The organism is Nostoc sp., from assembly GCF_036917975.1.
Taxonomy (GTDB): domain Bacteria; phylum Cyanobacteriota; class Cyanobacteriia; order Cyanobacteriales; family Nostocaceae; genus Nostoc.
The window spans coordinates 42,143-64,558 of record NZ_JBALEJ010000034.1; the positions used below are offsets into that span (position 1 = coordinate 42,143).

Genomic DNA, 22,416 nt, shown 5'->3' on the forward strand with positions numbered 1-22,416 from the left:
AATCCCCAATCCCCAATCCCCAATCCCCAATCCCCGTTACGATATATCTATTTTTTCATTTTTCTTTTTCTTAAAAGGAACTCGAACCAAGTTATAAGCACCCTTGGTCGATAAACTCTTGTAATCATCTGGCTGTAAGTCCATTTGTAAAAACTTTTTCTGTTCAGCCAACAGTAGCACTGAGGCAGGTTTTAACCCTTTAGCAGCCTGGTTTTTAATATGCTGTAAAGCCTCTTGGGGAAATCCTAAATAATTTACATGAATGTGGCTGTAAAATACCACACTAGGTTTTTTGAAGCCAAGCATGATTAATTCTTCATTTGGTTGTTTTGCTTCTAGGACGACCGCAGACAATTCCCTTAAGGGTAATTGACGTTCTCGATCGATAAAGAACAAAGCAGGCGTTAAGACAAAAATTAAAAACGCCACAAACCCGATTAGATTAATACTGATAACGTAGTTCCAGCGACGAATCAGTAAAAAACCAGCAACCAAAACAGCACATACCAGCCAAATTACACCCGCGATTACTGGTATACCGGATTGTTGAATTAGTTCGTGGAAGTTGCTGATAGCTGGATCAGTACCTAATATGTGGGTTAGGTTAAATAATGCTGTTGACAAAAATGATAAAAACACTACATTCACCCAACCACTCCAAATGAGTGATGTGGGGATGGAGACACGTGGGGATGAAGAGGAATTATCAAATACTTTTTCCTTTTCCCCATGTATTTGTGTCTCCTCGTCATGTTCAGTGTTGGGGAAAAGGTCACTCCACAACAAGGCTACCAGAATTGCTGCTGCTGGCATTAAAGGCAATACATAGCTAGGGAGTTTGGTAACAGCAATGCAGAAAAAGACAAAGATGCTAGCAAACCAGAACCAGGTAAATAAACCAAATTGCTGAAAACGTTCAAGAGATCGCCAATGCGATCGCTGCCAAAACTTTAGTCTGATTATGGAGGCTGGTAAAAATACTGAGTAAGGTGCAAAACCTAGTAGCACCACTATAAAGTAAAAATACCAGGGTGCTGAGTGACCATTAACTACTTCTGTAAAGCGTTCCAGGTTGTGATAACCAAAGAAGGAGTTAATATAATTCCAGCCATTACGCCAAATTACTAAAGCATACCAGGGCACTGACAAACCGATAATTATCAGTATACCTACAAAGAGGCGCATTTCCCGCAGCACCTCCCGCACTTTACCCACGTAAAGCAAAAAAGCACCAACAATTATCCCTGGCAAGACAATTCCCACTGGCCCTTTAGTCAAAATTGCGCCAGCAATCAGCACATAAAAAGCTAAGTACCACTTATTGGGGAATAGGGCATGGGGCATTGTGGATTGAAAAGAGGCAGAGGGGCGGGGTGCGGGGGGCAGAGGGGAAAACTCTTCTCCTGCTCCCCTGCTCCCCTGCTCCCCTGCTCCCCTGCTCCCTTCTTTCCCTGCATATCCTAGAAAGAAACATAACAAGGCTGATGCCATGCAAGCAGTGAGCAGCATATCAGAGACACCCGTTCTCGCCCAAATAATAGTTTCGGGATTCAGTGCCATCAGCGCTGCTGCGATAAAAGATATTAAATAGCGGCGAGTGGGACGTGAAACTTGCTCTAATTCGTCTTGTTTAGTCAAATACCACTGTATGGTGTAAAAAGCTAAACAGACTAAGCCTAATGCTGCGATCGCAGAAGGAAGACGTACTGCCCATTCATTCACCCCAATTATGTGATACGCGATCGCTTGACACCAGTAAATTAAAGCAGGTTTATCGAAACGAGTGTCACCATTGAAAAATGGAGTAATCCAATCACCTGTAACGAACATCTGGCGGGAAGCTTCGGCAAAGAGCGGCTCTGTCTCATCAATCAAGCCAATATTGCCCAAATTCCAGCCAAAAGCCACCCAGCCAATCAACATCAACCACAAAATCGACACAGTTACACTAAGGGCTGGATTTTTTGCTATTTTGTTGAACCACCGATCAACAGTGCGCTTAACACTCAATTTCATTCTCATTTAGTCAATAGTCAACAATCACTAATCAATAGTCGTTGGTTATCTATCTTTTGTTCTTCGGAGTTTTTAATTCAATAATTTTCCTCTACTCATTACTCAACACTTTACCAACTATAGGGTAGTGGCGTGGCAAGGCTAAAATTTTGCAAAAAAATTGCTTTGTTGGGGAGCCACTGCGTTCATTGGTGTCAACTTAACGTGAAACCGATTGTCCGCCGGGAATTGAAATTCCCGTCTCATATCTAAAGTCATCTGAAGATGACTAAATATCGCCAAAAATCTCTAGTCTACTTCAGTAGACTTTAGTCTAAAAGCCAAAGAAATTTATTTCCGGGCGGGCATGGAAGCCAACAGTTAAGCTATTTTCAGCTTAAATTGACCCAATGCACTGCGTTGCGCGGGTTAAGAGCGTTGTAGCAAGTGGTGTTGGAGGCTTTGCTAAAGCCAACATATCTCAGAATGAGTGCTGAGTAATGAGTGCTGAGTCTGGAATCTCATTTCTTGTACCAGGACTGGGAATGGGTTAATTTTTGCGATCGCCTTCACTTGCTTGACCTCATGAAAAATTTTTCATAAGCGACTCCCCTCATTGCGATCGCGTAAAATTCTGAGAATTTGAGCTACATCAGAAGAGAGTGAGTCAAGACGATTGTCAACGCTGTTAAATCGCTCGTCTTGGCGGTCAAATCGATTGGTAATTTGATTGAAATTATTGTTAGCGGTTGCTTCAAGTCGCTCTAGTCGATCAAGAATTTGTACGACTGCGTATTGTGTTGTACCCACTACACCGATTTGGGTTTTGAGAGAATTTACCTCAGTCGTGAGGCTATCTAAGCGGGTGTAAATATCTTGGATTTGTGCTTCTGTCATGCTGATTTCTCCTGATGATTCTGCTGTGTATAGTCATCAATTGCTTTTTTGGTTAAACGCCGCGCTATCGCTAACACAAAAGAGGAACTATTATTTTGCCCCTGCCCCCTGCCCCCTGCCTCTTTCAAGGACTCAGCACTAGTTGCCATTCTTTGTTTTGCGAATTCCACTTAGGTAATTGAGTTTCACCGACAACATAAGGGCCCCAGTAACGACGGGAACCATCTTGTGCAAAAGCAACTAAAATATCTCCTTTCTCCAGCTTTAAATTATTCTGAGGTAGGGATAAAATCAGTCCCTTCTCACTACCTTCCTGGGGGGCAAAATCCCAATGTGCTGGTACATCATAGTTAGTCTGTTTAGTACCAGAGCCTTTTGCTACCGACTGTCGCGCCAGTAGAGCCAGCCGCACAGGCTGATTTGTTTGATTGCTCATTCGCAAAGTCCCTTGATTGTTGACTTTGCTAGCTGATTTATCACGATCTGCCAAGACAGGATAAGTATTCTCTTTGCTGCTATGTTCTATTTGATTAGTTGAGTTAGTTACTGGAGTAGATACACTAGCAGCAGTATCTTTTTTAGGTAAAACAGAAGTTGTCTGCTTCTGAAAAGTTTCTGTTGGCAGTTGTGAAGATGTATCTGGGTTTGTGGACTCAAAGGATACGCTAATTCCAAAGCATCCCACCAGAGCAAAAAGCAGTCCCAAGCAAGATGCTGTAACACCGACGTTACGATACACTGAATATTTCATATTGATAGATAGTTATTAGAAATAAATATTTTGTCTAGGCTTGACCAAATGGTAGCCTATTATCCCAAAAGATAATCACACGAATTAGCCTAATATAGACTTTGTTAAAATTAGGGACACGGATGTATTATAAATATCATTTTGATGAGAAAACATTTGGAGTAAATAATTTCTTTGATGTTTGAAAAATAAGGGTTACAGACACCCATACCTTGGAATTCTGACCGTAGTATTGAATAAAAAAATAACATTTGATACAGAGCTAGCTAATTCATTTATATAAAAAAATAAAAGTTTCCTGAAACCGCTAGCGGCTCTAACAAGGCGTGCTTTGCCAAACCTCAGATAAATACTAAGTGGTATATTTTATCTTCTGCTATGAAAAGCCACCTGATTAAAAGGATGTTTGGAAAGTGCCTATTGATATATCAAGCGATCGCAGATCCCCCTAAATCTACGCTAGTCCTTTCTCCTATTGGAAGACACTACAGGTAGCTTACCTATATGTCTAAAAGTGAGGAAACTCGCGTAATGGACTAGTTTCCTCCAATAAGAGGGAATTTGAGTTATTTTCCCCTTTATTTCAAGCTTACTTATCGAGATCAAACTAAAATATTTATACTTTCCAAACATCCTCTAAGAAAATGTACTTCTCTAAAGATGATAGAATGAGCAAATTTCAAGAAACACTGGAATCGTAATAGATATCTACAATATTAACAAACAAGCTGATACTAAAACCAATATCCTCCTGAATTTAATATAGATATATTTCAAGATATCTTGACTTTTCCCCAGAAGTCCCCTCAATGCAAAACACTCGTCTCAATAACTTGTTCGATGCCATTGCTACACGCTTGGGGCAATGGTTTTTAAATCCTTGGCGGCGGCTATCGTTGCTGATAATTAGTTTTTTGTTCGGTTTTTTTCTGGGAAACGCAGTTTCCACGACATCTGGACAACGGGCAGAATTAGATATTGTGGCAGCTGGCTTTTTAGTACTGTTGACGGAAATTACCAGTAGGATATTTTATAGTCGCAGCTTTTTGTCGAGGCGATCGCTCTTGATAGACTCATTGAATCTCCTAAAAGTTGGTTTTACCTACAGCCTGTTTCTCGAAGCCTTCAAGCTGGGATCGTAGTGAGATGGGGAATTTATGAATTTGTGGCTGGATGAAATTTTGGCAACCGATGCGGTGGCGGAAACTTGGCAACAGCAAGCAAGAGTTGCAGCGCTGGCAGATCGGTTAAGGGCTAAAGCTTTTGGGATCGCGCCGGAAAATGTCGATGCAGCGATCAAAGAGCGATCGCATTTACTAAAATCTGTCTTGCCAGCTTTTAAACAATTCTGCCAAACTACCCTCCAAATCGAACCCCAGGAAATGTTACCAGTTTTGTGGGACTTGTGGCTTCCTTTGGGAATCAAACTAGCATTGCACCGCCAACAATTGGGACGCCCCCTGATTCAGGGAATATTGGGAGGACAAGGCACGGGTAAAACCACAACCTGCAAAATTCTCAGTTTGATTCTCGATCAGTTGGGATACCGGACTGTGAGTTTATCTTTGGATGACTTATATAAAACTTACAGCGATCGCTTGCTTTTAACACAGCAAGATCCCCGCTTAATTTGGCGCGGCCCGCCAGGAACCCACGATGTAGACTTAGGCTTAAAGGTACTAGATCAAATCCGCCAGTCGCAAAGTTCAGTGATGGTTCCCCGCTTTGATAAATCGGCTTTTAGAGGCGCTGGCGATCGCACTACTCCAGAAATCGTTACAGGTGTAGATATTGTACTATTTGAAGGTTGGTTTGTGGGTGTACGACCAATCGATCCAAATGTATTTGATACAGCACCGCCGCCAATCCTAACTGAGAAAGATAGAGTATTCGCCCGTGATATGAATCGTCGCCTCCACGATTATTTACCACTGTGGGAGCGATTAGACAGCTTAATTTTGCTTTATCCCACCGATTATCGCTGTTCTTTAGAGTGGCGCAAACAGGCGGAACAGCAGATGATTGCTAGAGGTAAGTCAGGGATGAGCGATGCAGAAATAGAAGAATTTGTCAATTATTTTTGGCGATCGCTTCACCCGGAATTATTCATCAAGCCGTTGCTAAAAGATACAGCAGCAGTTGATCTAGCGATCGAGATTCATGCCGATCATAGTTTTGGTGAAGTGTATGGCAATTAGTATTTTAATTAATGCAAAGATAAATACATTATGAAAATACTTTTTTGTTAAATAACTAACTTTTAAAAGTTTAATATTTATTATTTTGACAATTCATAAAAATTTACTTAAGCTAAAAGATAGGTTAAGCAAATCAACAAACGACAGCGATTTGATTTAGCTCCATCAAGAATTGCTGTCGCAGGCTATTAGCATAAGGAAATGAATCAAAACTAAAATTATTCCATGTAGGCAATTCAACCAGATTTGGCTACAAAAAGCTAAGACATGATTAAATATTGCACCGCGCAGATATTGAACAGAATCAGATCAATTATGGATGGATACTTGTGGTGGTGTTAGTGAGTGTCCATCAATTATTGAAGTTTGACTAGCGATTTTAGATTTGGGATTTTGGATTAGGGTCTTCGGGTTTATCTCTCGTCTGGGACGGAATAAATCTCAAATCCCAAATTGGCAATCCAAAATCCAAAATTAATAGACCAAAGTGCGATAGATATGTCCAGGAGAAGACTATGCTTGAGTATTTTACATCTTTGAACGACCACAATTTACCTTATCCAGATACGGTACATCCCATCGTTGTCCACTTCGTAATTGCGATGGTGTTGTTTTCCTTTGTCTGTGATGTAATTGGCTATTTTACTGGTAAATCTGGTCTTTTTGAGGTGAGTTGGTGGAATATGTTAGTTGCCACGATCGCCATCTTCGTCGCGATCATTTTTGGTCAGTTTGAAGCAGGGTTAGCACAGCCTTACAGCCTAGCAAAATCGGTGCTGAATTTACATACGCTAATTGGTTGGTCGCTTTCAGGAATTATCACAGCGCTGACAGCTTGGCGCTATGTAATTCGTGCGCGCAATCCGCAAAAAGTACCGATTTATTATTTGGGAGCCGGACTAGTTTTAACCCTAATAGTTGGCTTACAAGTATACCTCGGCGATGAACTTGTTTGGGTATATGGATTGCATACCTTGCCAGTTGTGGAAGCAGTAAAGGATGGTGTGTTGCGATGAACTCAGAATTAATTAACCAATTAACCGACTCTCTAGGCGCAAACGGATTACCTTACACAATTCCTATTCATCCCAACTTAGTCCATCTGACAATAGGTTTGTTCATCATTGGGATGACCTTTGATATTGTTGGTGTTCTGTTCCCCTTTGAAAAATGGGTCTTCAAATTTTTGGCAATTACTGTGGAACGTGACAACTTATTTGCTGTTGGCTGGTACAACATGTTAGCTGCCAGCATCATCACATTTTTCACAGTAGCAGCAGGCTTTTACGAAATGCTGTTAGCAACACCACCAGCTGATATGAAGAGTGCCTGGGGATTGCAGGCAATGGAAAGTATGCTTTGGCATGGTGTAGGTGGTGTGTTCCTATTAGCGCTGATTGTTAGCATGACCATCTGGAGAGCTTGGCAGCGCTTCGTTTGGGGCAAACAAGAATATAAACAGACAGATAGAGAAGTGCAATGGATCTATCTGTTCGCAGGCATCGCAATCATGTTCATTCTGTACATCCACGGCACACTAGGAGCGCAACTAGCCGCCGAATTTGGGGTACACAATACAGCAGATAATTTGCTGCGATCGCACCAAGACCTCAATACAACACTCAAGTAAGTCATTTGTTATTTGTCCTTTGTCCTTTGTCAAGAACCAATGACCAATGACCAATGACTAATGACCAATGACCAATGACTAATGACCAATGACCAATGACCAATGACTAATGACTAATGACCAATGACCATGAAAATCCAGAAGATTTTAAATATTTTGACGCTGCTTACAGGCGCGATCGCAATCACTGTTATTAGTCTCTGGATCGGCAAGCAGGCTTACTCCTGGCTTCCTCCCCAAGCAGCAGCCGAATCCAAACTAATCGATGATTTGATTAGCTTCTTAGTAACCCTCGGTGCTTTCATCTTCTTGGGAGTAACAAGTACTCTGATGTATTCTGTGATCTTCCATCGGGCAGTCAAAGATGACTTCACTGACGGCCCTCCGATTGAAGGTAATGTCACCTTAGAAGTTGTCTGGACAGCAATCCCAATTCTCTTGGTATTTTGGATTGCAAGCTACAGCTACCAAGTTTATGAACAAATGGGGATTCAAGGCCCATCGGAAATGGTTCACCTGCATAATCCGCTGGGAATGCAATCGGCTTATGCAGAACCAGCTAACGCCTTAGCAGAACCAGTTGAGAAAATTGACGTACTAGCTAAACAGTGGGCGTGGGTTTTTCACTACCCAGAAAGAGATATTACCAGTACTGAATTGCATTTACCAAGCGATCGCCGGATACGTTTAGCACTAAAATCACAAGACGTTTTGCACGGCTTCTATATTCCTGCATTCCGCCTCAAGCAGGATATTATTCCTAACCACGCGATCGACTTTGAATTTACTCCCATCCGCCCCGGCAAATACCGATTGACCGATTCTCAATATAGCGGTACATACTTTGCCACGATGCAAGCGAATGTCATCGTCGAATCTCCTGAAGATTATCAGCAGTGGCTAGCCCAAGCTGCAACCCAAGAGCCAACCCCAGCAAAGAATCAAGCGGCTGCTGAGTATGCTCAAACATCCCATCAATCAGTCCAAACAGGTTGGGTTACAGTTCCACCTGCTGCACCTCCTCTAGTCAATTCTCCTGGTTGAAAGGAAAGTAACCATGACTAATGTTCCTATTGAAGGTATCCTTCTCCCAAATGAGAAGCCTAACCACCAATCTCCGGGTAACTGGAAAGAATACTTCAGCTTTAGTACCGACCATAAAGTTATTGGTATCCAGTATCTCGTTACTTCATTTTTCTTCTTTCTCGTCGGCGGTATCTTTGCGATGGTGATGCGGGGAGAACTGATGACACCCGAATCAGATTTAGTCGATCGCACCGTCTATAACGGGATGTTCACCATGCACGGCACTGTGATGCTGTTTTTGTGGACATTTCCCTCACTGGTTGGTTTTGCTAACTATCTAGTACCCCTGATGATTGGGGCGCGAGATATGGCATTTCCCCGCCTGAATGCCGTCGCCTTTTGGATGGTACCAGTAGTTGGGATTTTGATGATGGGTAGCTTCTTTGTCCCTGGAGGCCCTGCCCAAGCCGGTTGGTGGTCTTACCCACCAGTCAGTCTCCAGAATCCCACAGGTAACTTAATTAATGGTCAAGTTATCTGGTTGCTAGCTGTAGCAATATCCGGCGTATCCTCGATTATGGGGGCAGTCAACTTTGTCACCACCATCGTCAAGATGCGGACCCCAGGCATGGGCTTCTTCAAAATGCCCTTGTTTGTCTGGGCAGTATTTAGCGCCCAAATCATCCAACTATTTGGACTTCCAGCACTGACAGCTGGTGCGGTGATGCTGCTACTTGACCTCACTGCTGGCACCGCCTTTTTCGACCCCGCTAAAGGTGGAAATCCAGTAATGTTCCAACATTACTTCTGGTTCTACTCCCACCCCGCCGTTTACGTGATTATTTTGCCTGTCTTCGGCATTTTTTCAGAAATCTTCCCAGTTTATTCACGTAAACCCCTATTTGGTTACAAAGTAGTTGCCATTTCATCCATCTTGATTGCCGTAGTTAGCGGCATTGTTTGGGTACACCACATGTACGTCAGTGGTACTCCTGGCTGGATGCGGTTGATCTTCATGCTGACAACAATGTGTGTATCTGTCCCCACAGGAATTAAAGTGTTTGCTTGGGTAGCAACTATTTGGGGCGGTAAACTGCGGCTAAATACTGCCATGCTGTTTGCCTTGGGCGGATTAATCATGTTTGTGTTTGCAGGAATCACAGGCATTATGCTTTCCTCCGTGCCCGTTGATGTCCACGTCAACAATACCTATTTTGTAGTCGGACACTTCCACTACGTCCTCTACGGCACAGTGACGATGGGCTTATTTGCAGCCATCTATCACTGGTTCCCCAAAATGACTGGGCGGATGTACTCAGAAAGCTGGGGTAAAATCCACTTCTGGTTAGCCTTCATCGGCACCAACCTCAACTTTTTGCCCATGCATCCCTTGGGATTGCAAGGGATGTTACGCCGAGTTGCCTCCTACGCCCCGGAGTATCAATTCTGGAATATTATCGCTAGCCTCGGCGGATTCCTCTTAGGAATATCCACCTTGCCCTTCATATTCAACATGGTGATTTCTTGGATGCAGGGCGAGAAAGCACCCGCTAACCCTTGGCGGGCAATTGGACTAGAGTGGTTAGTTTCTTCACCACCCCCAGTAGAAAACTTTGAAGAAACTCCCATCATCATCTCCGAACCCTACGGCTACGGCAAATCAGAACCCTTAACAGCCAACCTCCCAGAATAACGCCAACCATCGGGAAGACGCAAAAACCCTCCGCGTCCCTCTGCGCTTCCCTCCGCGCACCTACCCTGCGGGAAGGCAAAGCCTATGCGTTTCAAACTCCCCCTCAAAAACCAAAATGGACAGCTATATCAATTCCCACGAATTGCCCCACACAGCCGCAGAACATACCCACGACGAAGAAGGCAACAAAATGTTTGGCTTCATCGTCTTCCTCCTCTCAGAAAGCGTCATTTTCTTAAGTTTTTTCGCCGGATATGCCATCTACAAAACAACAACACCTAACTGGCTACCAGCAGGTATTTCTGGACTAGAAGTAAAAGAACCGGCAATCAATACAGTAATTCTTGTTGCGAGTAGCTTTGTAATTTACTTAGCAGAACGCGCCCTTCAACGCCACGACTTAGTAAAATTTCGCCTGTTTCTCTTGGCGACAATGGCGATGGGAACTTACTTTTTAGTTGGCCAAGCGATTGAATGGAACGGCCTCGCCTTTGGTTTCACTTCCGGGGTATTTGGTGGAACGTTCTATCTGCTTACAGGCTTCCACGGTTTGCACGTGTTCACTGGTATCCTGTTGCAGTTGATAATTTTGGTACGTTCTTTCCTACCTGGCAACTACGATACAGGTCACTTTGGTGTCAATGCAACTTCAATATTCTGGCACTTCGTCGATGTTATTTGGATTATTTTGTTTATCCTGATCTATGTTTGGCAGTAAGGATTGATGTAAGGAAAACCCAGATAATTTATCTGGGTTGGTGTATGAGGCATTATTAATTACTTTTATGCCCCATGCACCGTTTATTCTCTCTGTGACCTCTGTGCCTCTGCGGTTTAAAAGTAATTTATCTAACTACAGAGACACAGATAAAACAGAGGTTAGAAGTTAAAAAGGGGTTTTTGGATACAAGGTTGGGTGGAGTGAAACGCAACTCAACATTACCACCAAATTTTATGTTGGGTTACGCTATCGCTGCACCCAACCTACAAAACTACTAATCAGCATTCAAGTTGCATAATCAGGGCGGGCAAGATGCCCACCCCACAAGATATTGAGAAAATTTTAATATGCAAATTAGATGTGTTTTAGCTTATCAGTCCCTAGTACAACACGGCGTAAATAAACCACCCATTTAAAATAGCCAGAAAGCTTACAAAATAAGCATTCTTTCTTTTTACTTTTGCCTTTTTACTTTTGCCTTCTTGTACTAGTGATGCATAGCTATGCACCCTAACTTCACGCTTAAGCGTCGGGTTTGAGATATTCTCGTAATTGTTGGGTACGCAGTTTTGTGATATTTTCTAGACAACCAAAATAAATTGTGGGGGAAATACTTCCGCCCTCATATTTACTTGTCTCAAACTCACAATTATTATCTCGAAACTTAATCCATGCTTGCTGTGCAGTAATCAATTTTTGTTTTCTAGACCTTTCTAATGTAGATACCAATTGCTGATAAACTTGATTCAGTTTTTTATCTGCATTCTGAGAAGATAACTTCGCGCATTCATTAATTACTGCTTGAGTTTGAGCATTATTGCAGTTTAGCTTTTGAGCTAACTGCATTTTTGGTAGATTCGATGTTGTGTTTGCTGTTGTAACACTAGGAGTATGTAAGCTGCTAAAAGCTAGTATATTTACTAGCAAGAGTGATAGATAACGCATAGATTATTTCGTACTTAATGTTGATTTGTATACCGCGTAAGTCTTCACTTGACTTTATCCCACCAAAATACATGAATTAGTTAATAAGTCAAGAATCTTAATTTGGGAGCATCCAAATTTTGCAAATATACATCTCGAATGACTAGAAGTCGCAGCTAGAGGTAAAAATATCCCCAAGAGTATAAAGCCTGTGAGTTTTAGGGAATCTCAAGGCGGGGAAAGCGATCGCTAGTATATATACTTATAAAATTTCCTAGAAAAAGGGATGAATGTTTCTTTAAGCAAATAAAATATACATTTTGTTAGAAGTATGATATCTATGTTTAAAATACTTTCACATACCTCAGATTACGACAAAACTCTTGCGTTTATCATTCAAATAACTGTATTCTTTATATTGTTGAAAATTGTTTTTCACAAAAGCAATAATACAGCATAATCTCAGCACATCGGAAAAGCATTGCCTTGGCAAATCGATAAATGTCGAGATCAAAGCAAAATATGTATACCGTTGTTGCTAGCATCACAAGTAAGTAGAAAGGAATTTAAAATTTTCTCTATCTGCTATTCCCTACAAGCCACATCTAATCTAAATATAGAAGAGTATTGGCTAAATTTTCAATCTTTTTATCTCTCTAATCGGGGCAAGAAATATATTCTGTGCTGGCTGAGTTTGGGATTTAAAGCCCATTTTATCAAAGAATCACGACCAGGAAAATTATGACCTCTTTAGATCCTAATTTTTTTGACATCCCGGACAAAAGCCTAATCATCATCGACCCAGCCGTTGATGACTATAAAAAGCTAAATGGCAATAACTTGGAAGTCATTTTTAAAGACGTAGTAGATACAGAAGTCAGAACGGTAACTTCAGAAGCACATAAGTTGCTGAAAGCTCCACCGAAGGAATTTTTAGCACCTCCTGGTGATTTTAATCCGACGCTACTACTGTTTTTGGCATCTGTGACAGTGTTGGTGTTATCTAATTGTGGTTACTGGCTTTGGCAATGGCCAGACTGGTTGTGCTTTAGTTTTAACACGATTGCCTTGCATTGTTCTGGGACAGTAATTCATGATGCTTGTCACCAATCTGCTCACCGCAATCGAGTAATTAATGCCATTCTAGGGCATGGTAGCGCCCTGATGCTTGGGTTTGTTTTCCCCGTGTTTACGCGAGTACATTTGCAGCATCACGCTCATGTCAACCATCCGAAAGATGACCCAGATCATTTTGTTTCTACAGGTGGACCTCTGTGGCTAATTGCATTTCGATTTTTGTCCCATGAGGTGTTTTTCTTTCAACGGCGACTGTGGCGCAAATATGAGCTATGGGAATGGTTTATTAGCCGCTTAATTGTTGTTGCAATTGTTTATATCTCAGTTCAATATCATTTTTTAATGTACGTTCTCAATTTTTGGGTTGTGCCTTCTGGGATAGTGGGATTAATACTAGGTTTATTTTTTGATTATTTGCCCCATCGTCCTTTTGTTGAACGCGATCGCTGGAAAAATGCCCGCGTCTACCCTAACCCAATTCTTAATATCCTGATTTTAGGACAAAACTATCATTTGATCCATCATTTATGGACTTGTATTCCCTGGTACAAATATCAGTCTACATACTATTTGATGAAACCTCTGTTAGATGAAAAAGGCTGTTATCAAACTTCAGGTTTGCTACAAAAAAAAGACTTTTTAGAGTTTATTTACGATATTTTTGTAGGAATCAGGTTGACTCATCAAAAAACTAAAAATCAAGATGAATAGCGATTAAAAGTTGCAGCTACAAATCAAATTAGCCCAAAACACTTGTAGAGACGGCGATTTATCGCGTCTCGAAAACTTCGATTTATTAAGAAATTAAAACTCCATTGTGTGGGTTTCATTTTCATAATTAGGGTCTTCAGTACCTAGCAGTTTGTCCCAGAACGTAAAATACAAACCGTAATGCACTTTATATTTACGATGATGTATTGAATGATGCCTAGAACCAATCAGCCATTTTCCAATCCAGTAACTCTTAGATGAAGAGGGAAATACCTCAAATCCAAGATGGGTAAAGACTGCCCATGCTGTCATAGCTATCAGTGCAGCAACTAAGGTGATGAAATGCAGTGGAACTATGAAACTTACACCTACAAAAAAAAGTCCTTGTACAATCGCCTCTGGGAAGTCAAATGCAGAAGAACTCCAAGGTGTTGGTTCTCCTGAACGGTGGTGTCCAGAATGCATCCATTTGAAAATTAGAGGCTGGTGAAATACCCGATGGATGAAATAAAAGTAAGTATCCTGAAGAACGAGTACTGCAATAAAGCTAACTACTAAATACCATAGTCCGTACTTGTATAAGTCACTATATAACAGCGTTGCTCCCAAACTATACTCTGAGATCATAAACGCTCCACAAATAGCAAAAACTACTGCGGAGAGTACTGATAATTCGATATCTTTTTTAATAGAACAACTCATCAACGGTTTCAAATGCAAACTCCTGCTGGCAAGCGACTTTCCTAGAACTAAATAAAAGAGCAAGTATGCTCCCCCAGCAATCAAAAAGTATCGTGCAAGAGTGATACCGAAGAAGAAAAAGCAATAATACCAAAATGAGTGGTTTGTCAATTAGACCCATCCGTAATATTAATTTAGGGCAATGAAAATGCTGATCGTGTCCAATTGTTTTGGTCTTCGCTACCAAATATGGGCAATTTATGATTGAATTTGTTAATCGACAAAATCCACTGCTTATTTTACAACATCAAGTAGTTCAGCTAATATATGTTAAAGTTTGTTAATTAAATTCAACCTGATTTTGTTGCATAGATATTAAGATTCTTGGTTAACTCCGATTCTAGTAAATAGCTTATTTTGTAACAAAGTTACAATTTATTTTAACCGAGTACCGTGGGTTTAAATCCCCCGGTTCAATAACCGGCAAGTTTTGGGTCGGGGTCTAAATCCCCGTCACAAAACTTAATTACGAATTACGAATTACGAATTACGAATTACGAATTACGAATTATTTAAGTAGTCCGTTTATATTACAATATCGTTCAGTTAACCCCAGCAGAGCAAGATACCATAAGGTGTGTCGGTTGCATTGCGGGAAATGCCAAAGGCGTGCAGTGGCAAGTTAAAGGTTCTCATTTTTCTTGGTGCATGATGCGATCGCACATCACCCTGAAAGCCAATATATCCAGAAAACTCCGCCTCAAAAGGGAAGCTGAAAATTTACAGGAATGCTAAGAATAATTTGGTATCTTCATTAATGATCCAAGCTTAGTTGTAATACCTTATGAATCGTTCCGCCTGTCTCATCTTCAATCCTGTTGCGGGTCAGGGCGACCCAGATATAGAACTGGCAGAAATCCGTGCAATATTAGAGCCAGATATTGACCTAGATATTTATTTCACAACTGAAGAAATCGACGCTGACCAACTGGCATATCAAGCGGTAGAGCGAGGGGTAGATGCAATCATTGCTTCGGGGGGAGATGGTACTCTCTCGGCGGCGGCGGCGGCTGTAGTGGGTACTGATATTCCATTTGGGATCATTTCTCGCGGCACAGCAAACGCTTTTGCCACAGCTTTAGGTATCCCTGACACGATCGCAGGTGCGTGTGAGACAATTTTGGAGGGAGGAACCCGCCATGTAGATGTAGCCTATTGTAACGATCGGCCAATGGTACTCTTGGCAGGTATTGGCTTTGAAGCTGAAACTGTAGAATTGGCAGACCGCGATTCCAAGAATCGCTTTGGGATGATGGCCTATATCTTGGCAGGAATCCAGCAATTGAGAAATTTACATAACTTTGATGTTGAAATTGAAACTGAAGACAGGATAATTAAAACTAGTGCCTGTGCAGTAACAGTCGCAAATGCCGCGCCTGCCACCTCAGTTTTGGCTCAAGGGCCAGCAGGTCTGATTTATGATGATGGGTTATTAGATTTAACGATTGTAGCTCCAGCTAACAAAGCAGGAGCGATCGCAGCGACATTTCATCTATTTCAAACGGCTTCTACAGGTAACGCCACAGAACGGAATGATATTGGTTTCCTGCGAGCCAAACAATTTAAAATTACGGCTGAACCACCACAAAAGGTTGTGTTAGATGGTGAAATAGTGGGCACAACACCAGTAGAAATTAAGTGTGTACCAGCAGGCTTACGAATTTTTGTGCCATTAGTAGAAGAAGTTGAACCTACAGAAAAACTAGAAGGACTCCCTAATCTGACTATTGAGATGAAAGACACAGTAGGAGAATGAGGGCATTGGGCATTGGGCGTCGGATGGAGGGGAAAGACTTGCTGCAACCTTGCTCATACTTATCTTCCCAGTCCCCAGTCCCCAGTCCCCAATCCCCAATCCTTCAGCAATTCTAAATTCAGGAGTAGATTACATTGAAACTTGTATCCGATCCGGCGATCGCTAACAAAATTCGTAAAATGAATCAGCGAGTACGGTGGCAAGATCCGTTAATTGTGGAACGGAACATCGACCAAACTCGGCTGGTGTTGGAGGATGATCAAACAGATAATTCTGAGTTCTCATTTTTAGTTGTAGGTGATAGTGGTTCCGGCAAACACCGAGGACACAATCCCCAGCGACAGGTGGCTGAACTCATGCTGCCTCATCACAACGAATCCCGTTTTATGCTGCATACCGGGGATGTGATCTATTTAGTGGGATCGAGTGAATACTATCAACAGAACTTCATCCAGCCTTACCGAGAGTTTCTCGCGGGTACAGAGCATTCCAAACAGGTTGCTTACGATCGGATGATTTTTAAGCTGCCCATTTTACCTGTACCGGGAAATCACGATTACTATAACTTGCCGATTCTATTAAGCTTGGCATCCTTAACAACATTACCCATTCGTCACCTGTTGCGATCGCGCTTAGACTTAGATGTGGGACTGCATGGTTCAGGAACCGGTGACGCTTACGCACGAGCATTTCTGGACTATCTGAAGGCGTTTCAGCTTCCGGGAGAGTTAGCTGGCCACTTAGATAAATACTACACAGCCAAGACAGATACAGGTCGTTGTCTTTCATATCAACCTGGGCAGTTTACCCGTCTTCCCAATCGCTACTACACTTTTCGCTATAGCGGGATTGATTTTTTTGCCTTGGATTCTAATACATTTAACGATCCACCACCGCTACCTAAAACCAAAGAAGGTGACGCTAATCGCAAACTCTTAGAAAAACGCCGTGAAGATTTCGAGCAAGAAAAGCTGGAAATCATTGAAAATTCATCAAAACTTCGTCCCGAAAATCCCAGCGAAGCCGACCAATTAGACGACTTACACGCCAAGATGTCACAAATTGAAGAACTGATTGTTGATATCGATAAACAACTAGCTACTAATAAAACAACGCTAACTGATATCGAACAATTAGACTGGCTCAAACAAAGATTAATTGCATCTTGGAATAATAGTGAAGTTCGGGGAAGGGTGATTTATTTTCATCATCCACCTTATGTAACTGAGGCAACAAAGTGGCAACAAGCCCAAACTCTGATCGTTCGCGATCGCTTACGTGGTGTGCTGGATGCGGTAGCAAAAGAAATCGGTTCCTTAACTCAGGGGCGTCCCTTGGTAGATTTGGTATTGAACGGTCACGCACACTGCTTGGAACACATTGAGACAATGGATACAGGACACGCTGATTCTCATATCCACTGGATTGTTTGTGGCGGTAGTGGCTTTAGTTTGCGCCGCCAGCGAATTGAGGGAGCAGATTTGATGGAAGAAAATAGATTAGTGGCGCGATCGCATCTCTTCATTGGTCGCAACGGTCAAGGTTTTCAAAAGCGACGACCTTATTCAGGTTTACGCATTGACGTTAAAGGCGATGGACAGCCTAAGTTTATTATCCGTCCTTTGGTTGCCGAATGGCATCAGCGGCAATGGCATAATCGTGAACTTGAGCCATTGATTATCTAGTAAGCTGTTGCTAATCCTCAATCCCTAATCGCTAGTTTAAAGTTGGTATTATATAGGACTCCGATTTGATTTCTGAAAACATACTGGGGAGCATCCCAAATGTTTCACTTCGTTCCACCCAACCTACGATTATCCTTAACTGAACCGTATTGAGTTAAAAGTGCTTAACAGAGAAGTATTGCCTTGCTACTCTAAGATAAGTTTTTTAACCGAGTACCGTGGGTTTAAGTCCCCCGGTTCAATAATCGGTAAGTTTTGGGTCGGGGTCTAAATCCCCGTCACAAAACTTACTTGCGACTTGCGACTTGCGACTTGTTTTAACCGGACACGATCTTAATTTTGGTTTCTGACTCCTGAATTCTTTTTCCAGAAAAAGCGGTAAAACTTCGGTTGTCCGAGCTTTTTCCGTAATGCCTCCATGTAAATATAAAACACTGGAGTCAAATAGAGAGTCAATATCTGAGAGAACAGCAACCCACCAACGATCGCAATCCCCAAAGGACGACGTGCTTCTGAACCTACTCCCGTCCCCAAAGCAATGGGAAGTGTGCCAATTAAAGCCGCCATCGTCGTCATCATAATTGGGCGGAAGCGAGTCAAGCAAGCGGCATAAATGGCATCAAAGGAATTTTTACCTTCCTTTCGTTGCGCTTCAATGGCAAAATCCACCAGCATAATGCCGTTTTTCTTAACGATACCCACTAGCAGAATGATGCCGATGAAAGAGTAAAGATTTAAATCAACCTGGAAAATCAGCAGCGTCAGTAATGCGCCAAAACCCGCCGAAGGTAGACCGGAAAGAATAGTGATTGGGTGAATGAAATCCTCATAGAGGATACCGAGAATCAGATAGATGACTAAAATAGACACCAACAACAGCGCCCCTAAATCATTGAAGGACTGTTGGAAGGTTTGGGCTGAACCCTGAAAGCTGGGGGTAATTGTTGAGGGTAACATCTCACTAGCTGCTTGCTTGATGGCATCAGTAGCCTGACTAAGAGACGTTCCTGGGAGAGTGTCAAAAGAGATAGTCGAAGACGGGAGTTGACCAACGTGATTGACAGTGAGGGGGCCAACATTCTGGGTAATATTAGCGATCGTACTCAGAGGTACTTGTTTTCCAGCACTCGATTGCACATAGAGCATTGATAGGGCGGTGGGATCTCGCTGAAACTCCGGTTTCACTTCTAAAATTACATAGAATTCGTCATTTGGGGTAAAAATAGTAGAAACCTGGCTGGAACCATAGGCAGCACTGAGGGTTTGTTCAACTTGTTGGGCGGTAATCCCAAGAGTTGCGGCTTTGTTGTGGTCAACTTCGACTTCGATTTGGGGAGTGCTGAGTTGTAAATCGCTGTCAACATCCCGGAGTCCTGGTAGGGTTTTGACTTTATCTAGAAGTTTAGGAACGTATTGGCGCAAGTCTTGTAAATTCAAGCTCTGCAACGTGAACTGATAAGTAGAATTAGTTTGTTGACCACCGATAGGAATAGCTGGCGGAGAGCGGAGGAATGTCTTAATCCCAATTGTACGTCTCAATTTGGGGGTTAGCTCTTGAATGATTTCGTCAGCACTGAGTTGACGTTGATCGCGTGGCTTGAGCCGAATGGTAATTCGCCCACCGTTGACTGAACCGTTCGGGCCACTTGCACCCACAATGGAGTCAACTGCTTCAATATTGGGGTCTTTGCGAATAATCTCAACAACCTTTTGCTGGTGACGCAGCATATCATCAAAAGAAATATCTTGCGCGGCTTTCGTGTTCCCCATCAATTGTCCGGTATCTTCTGTGGGGATAAATCCTTTGGGAACGATGACGAACAAATAGGCGGTCATTATTAGCAGAATCCCAGAACCAATCAGTGTCATCAAGCGGTATTTTAAGATGGGCTTGAGCGTCCAATCATATCCCCGCAGTAGTAAATCAAATCCCCCTTCTAAAAATTGATAGAGCCGATTTGGTCTTTGCTGATGGGGCGAACTTAAGAAACGACTGCACAACATGGGGGTGAGACTGAGGGAAACAAAACCCGAAACCAAAATTGCCACAGCGATGGTAACAGCAAATTCATGAAATAATTTACCGATGATTCCACTCATAAACATGATGGGGATGAACACCGCCACCAAGGAGAGGGTCATTGACAAAATTGTGAAACTGATTTCCTTTGATCCCTTCAATGCTGCCTCTAGGGGAGAATCGCCCATTTCCCGATAACGGACGACATTTTCCAACACCACGATCGCATCATCCACCACAAAGCCCACGGAGAGGGTCAAGGCCATGAGTGAGATGTTGTCCAGGGAGAAGCCCGACAGATACATCACCGCAAAAGTACCAATGATCGCTACAGGTAGAGCCAAACTGGGAATCAGCGTCGCCGTGATGTCACGCAAGAATAAGAAAATCACCAAGACAACTAGACAAATCGAGAGAACCAAGGTAAATTTTACATCGTTGACAGAGGCTCTGATAGTTTGGGAGCGATCGTACATAATCCCCATCTCAATGGATTTGGGAACTTGTTCGCGGAGTGTAGGTAAAAGTTTCTGGATAGCATCAACGATATTTACAGTGTTAGCACCTGGTTGCGGCTGTACAGCGAGAACAACAGAATGGCGGTTTATCACCTTGTCATCGTTATACAAATTCGAGACTTTGTTGTTTTGTTCACTGTCAATCACGTCCCCCAAATCCTGGAGCCGCACAGGCGCACCATTAGCGTAAGTTACAATAAGTTGGCGATAGCCGGCAGCATCGGTAAGTTGACCATTCGCCTGAATCGTATAATTTTTGAAAGTATCAGAGAGACTGCCGGTTGCTAAATCAACATTTCCCTGTTGAATAGCAGTTTTTACCTGATTTAGACCAATTCCCCTCGATGCCAACTCTCGCGGGTCAACCTGAACGCGGACTGCATATTGCTGTTGGCCATAGACCTGTACCTGAGCAACACCATCAATCATCGAGATGGGTTGACCAACTGTTACCTCTGCATATTCATCTACTGTCGAGATTGGCTGTGTCTCAGAATACATATAGAGGTAGAGAACAGGTGAGACAGATGGGTTGACTTTGCGGTAGGTAGGCGGGTGAGGCATTCCGGCGGGCAATTGTCCGGCGGCGGCTGAGATGGCTGCCTGGACATCTTTGGCAGCATCTTCTACTCTCCGGCTAAAGTCAAATTGTAGGGAGATGCTGGTGCTGCCTGTGGAACTGGTGGAATTAAATGAATTGAGTCCGGCAATTTCGGTAAACTGTCTTTCTAGAGGTGCAGCGACCGAAGATGCCATTGTTTCCGGGGTGGCACCAGGGAGACTAGCAGAGACAGATATAAAAGGATATTCAACGTTAGGCAACGCACTAATGGGTAATAGTAGATAACTCATCAAACCGAAGATGAGGATACCCATCATTACCAAAGTGGTCATGACTGGACGACGGATGAAGAGTTCTGAAAGGTTCATGGGTTTTGTTCTCCCAGAAATGTGGTAGCGATCGCTAAAAATAATTTCAACGTGAATTTGATCAATTTGTAATAGTGCAATAACTCTATCTTTGATTTCTAAACATATCTAACGCCTCCTTCACTGCTTCTTTAACAACTGGATCTGGATCTTCTAAAAGCTGCGATACAAACTCCACAGCCTCAAATGCTTTGATTTTTCCTAAAGCAAAGGCCGACCGACTGCGAACCCATTTGCTAGGGTGTTGAAGTCCTTGAATTAAGGCATCTACTGCTCGAAGTTCTTCGAGTACTAATACTACAGAAAAGCCGGAATCATATTTTTCGTCTTGCAGCAGATTCAGAAGAGTATTAACTACTTTATTTTTCAGATTATTTGGGGGAATTTCTATTCCATAGCTATTGCTCATATATAGGTCGTTATGAAGTAGTTGTACGGTTTGCCAAGAGGAATCTTCAGGAAATATCTTCAGAAATCTTTCGAGAGCTAAGTCTGTAATTCCTGAGTTGTATTTTCGATATGCAGCAGCATACTTTTTCTCATCTTTCTCTATGTAACCTTTGCAATCGACGAACAATCCCCCAGTCTCATAAGATTCCGCTAGAGTCAACATCATGGCTGTTAAATTGGTGTATCGCAGTGAAATTTCTACAATTTCGGAGATATGAATTACAGGAGAAGTTGTTTGTTCATCATCCGTTGCGACAACTGCTAAAAACTCGACATCTGACATACAGACTGGCAAGACAGGTTTACCTGCATACTTATACATCAGGGCTATTTCTTCATGTTCCTCTACCCAAGTTTGAGCTTCTGACACTGCTGAATCTAAACTTAGAAGAAACATCGGATAAAATATCCAATCATCTGCACAGCCATACATTGGGTATCCATTTGACCATTCATAAATTTCCTGAACTTCTTTGGATACTTGAAAAGATAGGGTACTCAACACATTATCTATTTCTAATGGACTTAAACCTGATGCCAATGATGCAATCTTTGCTGGATAATTTTCTTTAAACCAGTAATGAATTCGGGTTAATGCATCTTTAATATCTGACATAAGTGTTTAATTTGTAATTCTTAATTCGTGATTCGTAATTGAGAAAATCAGAAGTAGGGTGTGTTATACCGTAGGCT

Annotated in this window: 17 protein-coding genes; 10 read left to right on the top strand and 7 right to left on the bottom strand. The window is 42.3% G+C overall.

Annotated features, from left to right (window positions below; all coding sequences use genetic code 11):
- Positions 1-36: 36 nt before the first annotated feature.
- From V7K76_RS14885 to V7K76_RS14895, 3 genes are all read right to left on the bottom strand, one after another.
- Positions 37-2,022, bottom strand: a complete 1,986-nt coding sequence (locus V7K76_RS14885) for an ArnT family glycosyltransferase (RefSeq protein ID WP_334780039.1) — start codon at positions 2,020-2,022, stop codon at positions 37-39.
- A 570-nt stretch (positions 2,023-2,592) separates the two neighbouring features.
- Complete coding sequence (locus tag V7K76_RS14890) at positions 2,593-2,892, bottom strand: hypothetical protein (protein ID WP_334780040.1); 300 nt, start codon at positions 2,890-2,892, stop codon at positions 2,593-2,595.
- A 124-nt stretch (positions 2,893-3,016) separates the two neighbouring features.
- Entirely contained in the window at positions 3,017-3,643 is a 627-nt protein-coding gene (locus V7K76_RS14895; protein ID WP_334780041.1) for a hypothetical protein, read from the bottom strand.
- Positions 3,644-4,452: 809 nt separating this feature from the next.
- Between V7K76_RS14895 and V7K76_RS14900 the strand changes: the two genes are divergently transcribed.
- From V7K76_RS14900 to V7K76_RS14930, 7 genes are all read left to right on the top strand, one after another.
- Complete coding sequence (locus V7K76_RS14900) at positions 4,453-4,785, top strand: DUF565 domain-containing protein (RefSeq protein WP_334780042.1); 333 nt, start codon at positions 4,453-4,455, stop codon at positions 4,783-4,785.
- A gap of 15 nt (positions 4,786-4,800) precedes the next feature.
- Complete coding sequence (locus tag V7K76_RS14905) at positions 4,801-5,841, top strand: glycerate kinase (protein WP_334780043.1); 1,041 nt, start codon at positions 4,801-4,803, stop codon at positions 5,839-5,841.
- A gap of 515 nt (positions 5,842-6,356) precedes the next feature.
- The gene (locus V7K76_RS14910) at positions 6,357-6,857 is read left to right on the top strand and encodes a DUF2231 domain-containing protein (RefSeq protein ID WP_334780044.1); all 501 of its coding nucleotides are present in this window, start codon (positions 6,357-6,359) and stop codon (positions 6,855-6,857) included.
- Positions 6,854-7,471 carry a DUF2231 domain-containing protein gene (locus V7K76_RS14915; RefSeq protein ID WP_334780045.1) on the top strand — a complete coding sequence of 206 codons (618 nt, stop codon included), beginning with the start codon at positions 6,854-6,856 and terminating at the stop codon, positions 7,469-7,471. Before V7K76_RS14910 ends, V7K76_RS14915 begins: the two co-directional genes overlap by 4 nt.
- A gap of 129 nt (positions 7,472-7,600) precedes the next feature.
- Positions 7,601-8,515, top strand: a complete 915-nt coding sequence (locus tag V7K76_RS14920) for a cytochrome c oxidase subunit II (RefSeq protein WP_334780209.1) — start codon at positions 7,601-7,603, stop codon at positions 8,513-8,515.
- A gap of 13 nt (positions 8,516-8,528) precedes the next feature.
- Positions 8,529-10,190 carry a cytochrome c oxidase subunit I gene (gene ctaD, locus V7K76_RS14925; RefSeq protein ID WP_334780046.1) on the top strand — a complete coding sequence of 554 codons (1,662 nt, stop codon included), beginning with the start codon at positions 8,529-8,531 and terminating at the stop codon, positions 10,188-10,190.
- 115 nt (positions 10,191-10,305) lie between these two features.
- On the top strand, positions 10,306-10,908 hold the full coding sequence (locus V7K76_RS14930; RefSeq protein WP_334780047.1) for a cytochrome c oxidase subunit 3: 603 nt from the start codon (positions 10,306-10,308) through the stop codon (positions 10,906-10,908).
- Positions 10,909-11,433: 525 nt separating this feature from the next.
- Here the strand turns inward: V7K76_RS14930 and V7K76_RS14935 are convergent.
- Entirely contained in the window at positions 11,434-11,856 is a 423-nt protein-coding gene (locus V7K76_RS14935) for a lysozyme inhibitor LprI family protein (protein ID WP_334780048.1), read from the bottom strand.
- A gap of 720 nt (positions 11,857-12,576) precedes the next feature.
- On the opposite strand from V7K76_RS14935, the gene crtR reads away from it, so the two are divergent.
- The gene (crtR, locus tag V7K76_RS14940; RefSeq protein WP_334780049.1) at positions 12,577-13,623 is read left to right on the top strand and encodes a beta-carotene hydroxylase; all 1,047 of its coding nucleotides are present in this window, start codon (positions 12,577-12,579) and stop codon (positions 13,621-13,623) included.
- A gap of 93 nt (positions 13,624-13,716) precedes the next feature.
- On the opposite strand, the gene V7K76_RS14945 is transcribed toward crtR, so the two are convergent.
- The gene (locus V7K76_RS14945) at positions 13,717-14,325 is read right to left on the bottom strand and encodes a sterol desaturase family protein (RefSeq protein WP_334780050.1); all 609 of its coding nucleotides are present in this window, start codon (positions 14,323-14,325) and stop codon (positions 13,717-13,719) included.
- 823 nt (positions 14,326-15,148) lie between these two features.
- On the opposite strand from V7K76_RS14945, the gene V7K76_RS14950 reads away from it, so the two are divergent.
- Both V7K76_RS14950 and V7K76_RS14955 read left to right on the top strand, forming a co-directional pair.
- A complete protein-coding gene (locus V7K76_RS14950) occupies positions 15,149-16,120 on the top strand; it encodes a YegS/Rv2252/BmrU family lipid kinase (RefSeq protein ID WP_334780051.1) in 972 nt (323 codons plus the stop codon).
- Between the two features lie 134 nt (positions 16,121-16,254).
- On the top strand, positions 16,255-17,805 hold the full coding sequence (locus tag V7K76_RS14955) for a metallophosphoesterase family protein (protein WP_334780052.1): 1,551 nt from the start codon (positions 16,255-16,257) through the stop codon (positions 17,803-17,805).
- A 333-nt stretch (positions 17,806-18,138) separates the two neighbouring features.
- Here V7K76_RS14955 and V7K76_RS14960 read toward each other — a convergent pair whose 3' ends face one another.
- Complete coding sequence (locus V7K76_RS14960) at positions 18,139-21,273, bottom strand: efflux RND transporter permease subunit (protein ID WP_334780053.1); 3,135 nt, start codon at positions 21,271-21,273, stop codon at positions 18,139-18,141.
- A gap of 85 nt (positions 21,274-21,358) precedes the next feature.
- Positions 21,359-22,339 (bottom strand): HEAT repeat domain-containing protein, encoded by a 981-nt coding sequence (locus V7K76_RS14965; protein ID WP_334780054.1) that lies wholly within the window; start codon positions 22,337-22,339, stop codon positions 21,359-21,361.
- Positions 22,340-22,416: the final 77 nt, after the last annotated feature.

What these genes read in the sequence shown, in the direction of transcription:
- crtR (WP_334780049.1), top strand. Translation starts at nt 12,577, where the DNA reads ATGACCTCTTTAGATCCTAATTTTTTTGACATCCCGGACAAAAGCCTA.
- V7K76_RS14885 (WP_334780039.1), bottom strand. Translation starts at nt 2,022, where the DNA reads ATGAGAATGAAATTGAGTGTTAAGCGCACTGTTGATCGGTGGTTCAAC.
- V7K76_RS14895 (WP_334780041.1), bottom strand. Translation starts at nt 3,643, where the DNA reads ATGAAATATTCAGTGTATCGTAACGTCGGTGTTACAGCATCTTGCTTG.
- V7K76_RS14910 (WP_334780044.1), top strand. Translation starts at nt 6,357, where the DNA reads ATGCTTGAGTATTTTACATCTTTGAACGACCACAATTTACCTTATCCA.
- V7K76_RS14900 (WP_334780042.1), top strand. Translation starts at nt 4,453, where the DNA reads ATGCAAAACACTCGTCTCAATAACTTGTTCGATGCCATTGCTACACGC.
- V7K76_RS14905 (WP_334780043.1), top strand. Translation starts at nt 4,801, where the DNA reads ATGAATTTGTGGCTGGATGAAATTTTGGCAACCGATGCGGTGGCGGAA.
- V7K76_RS14960 (WP_334780053.1), bottom strand. Translation starts at nt 21,273, where the DNA reads ATGAACCTTTCAGAACTCTTCATCCGTCGTCCAGTCATGACCACTTTG.
- V7K76_RS14965 (WP_334780054.1), bottom strand. Translation starts at nt 22,339, where the DNA reads ATGTCAGATATTAAAGATGCATTAACCCGAATTCATTACTGGTTTAAA.
- V7K76_RS14950 (WP_334780051.1), top strand. Translation starts at nt 15,149, where the DNA reads ATGAATCGTTCCGCCTGTCTCATCTTCAATCCTGTTGCGGGTCAGGGC.
- V7K76_RS14920 (WP_334780209.1), top strand. Translation starts at nt 7,601, where the DNA reads ATGAAAATCCAGAAGATTTTAAATATTTTGACGCTGCTTACAGGCGCG.
- V7K76_RS14935 (WP_334780048.1), bottom strand. Translation starts at nt 11,856, where the DNA reads ATGCGTTATCTATCACTCTTGCTAGTAAATATACTAGCTTTTAGCAGC.
- V7K76_RS14915 (WP_334780045.1), top strand. Translation starts at nt 6,854, where the DNA reads ATGAACTCAGAATTAATTAACCAATTAACCGACTCTCTAGGCGCAAAC.
- ctaD (WP_334780046.1), top strand. Translation starts at nt 8,529, where the DNA reads ATGACTAATGTTCCTATTGAAGGTATCCTTCTCCCAAATGAGAAGCCT.
- V7K76_RS14930 (WP_334780047.1), top strand. Translation starts at nt 10,306, where the DNA reads ATGGACAGCTATATCAATTCCCACGAATTGCCCCACACAGCCGCAGAA.
- V7K76_RS14945 (WP_334780050.1), bottom strand. Translation starts at nt 14,325, where the DNA reads ATGAGTTGTTCTATTAAAAAAGATATCGAATTATCAGTACTCTCCGCA.
- V7K76_RS14890 (WP_334780040.1), bottom strand. Translation starts at nt 2,892, where the DNA reads ATGACAGAAGCACAAATCCAAGATATTTACACCCGCTTAGATAGCCTC.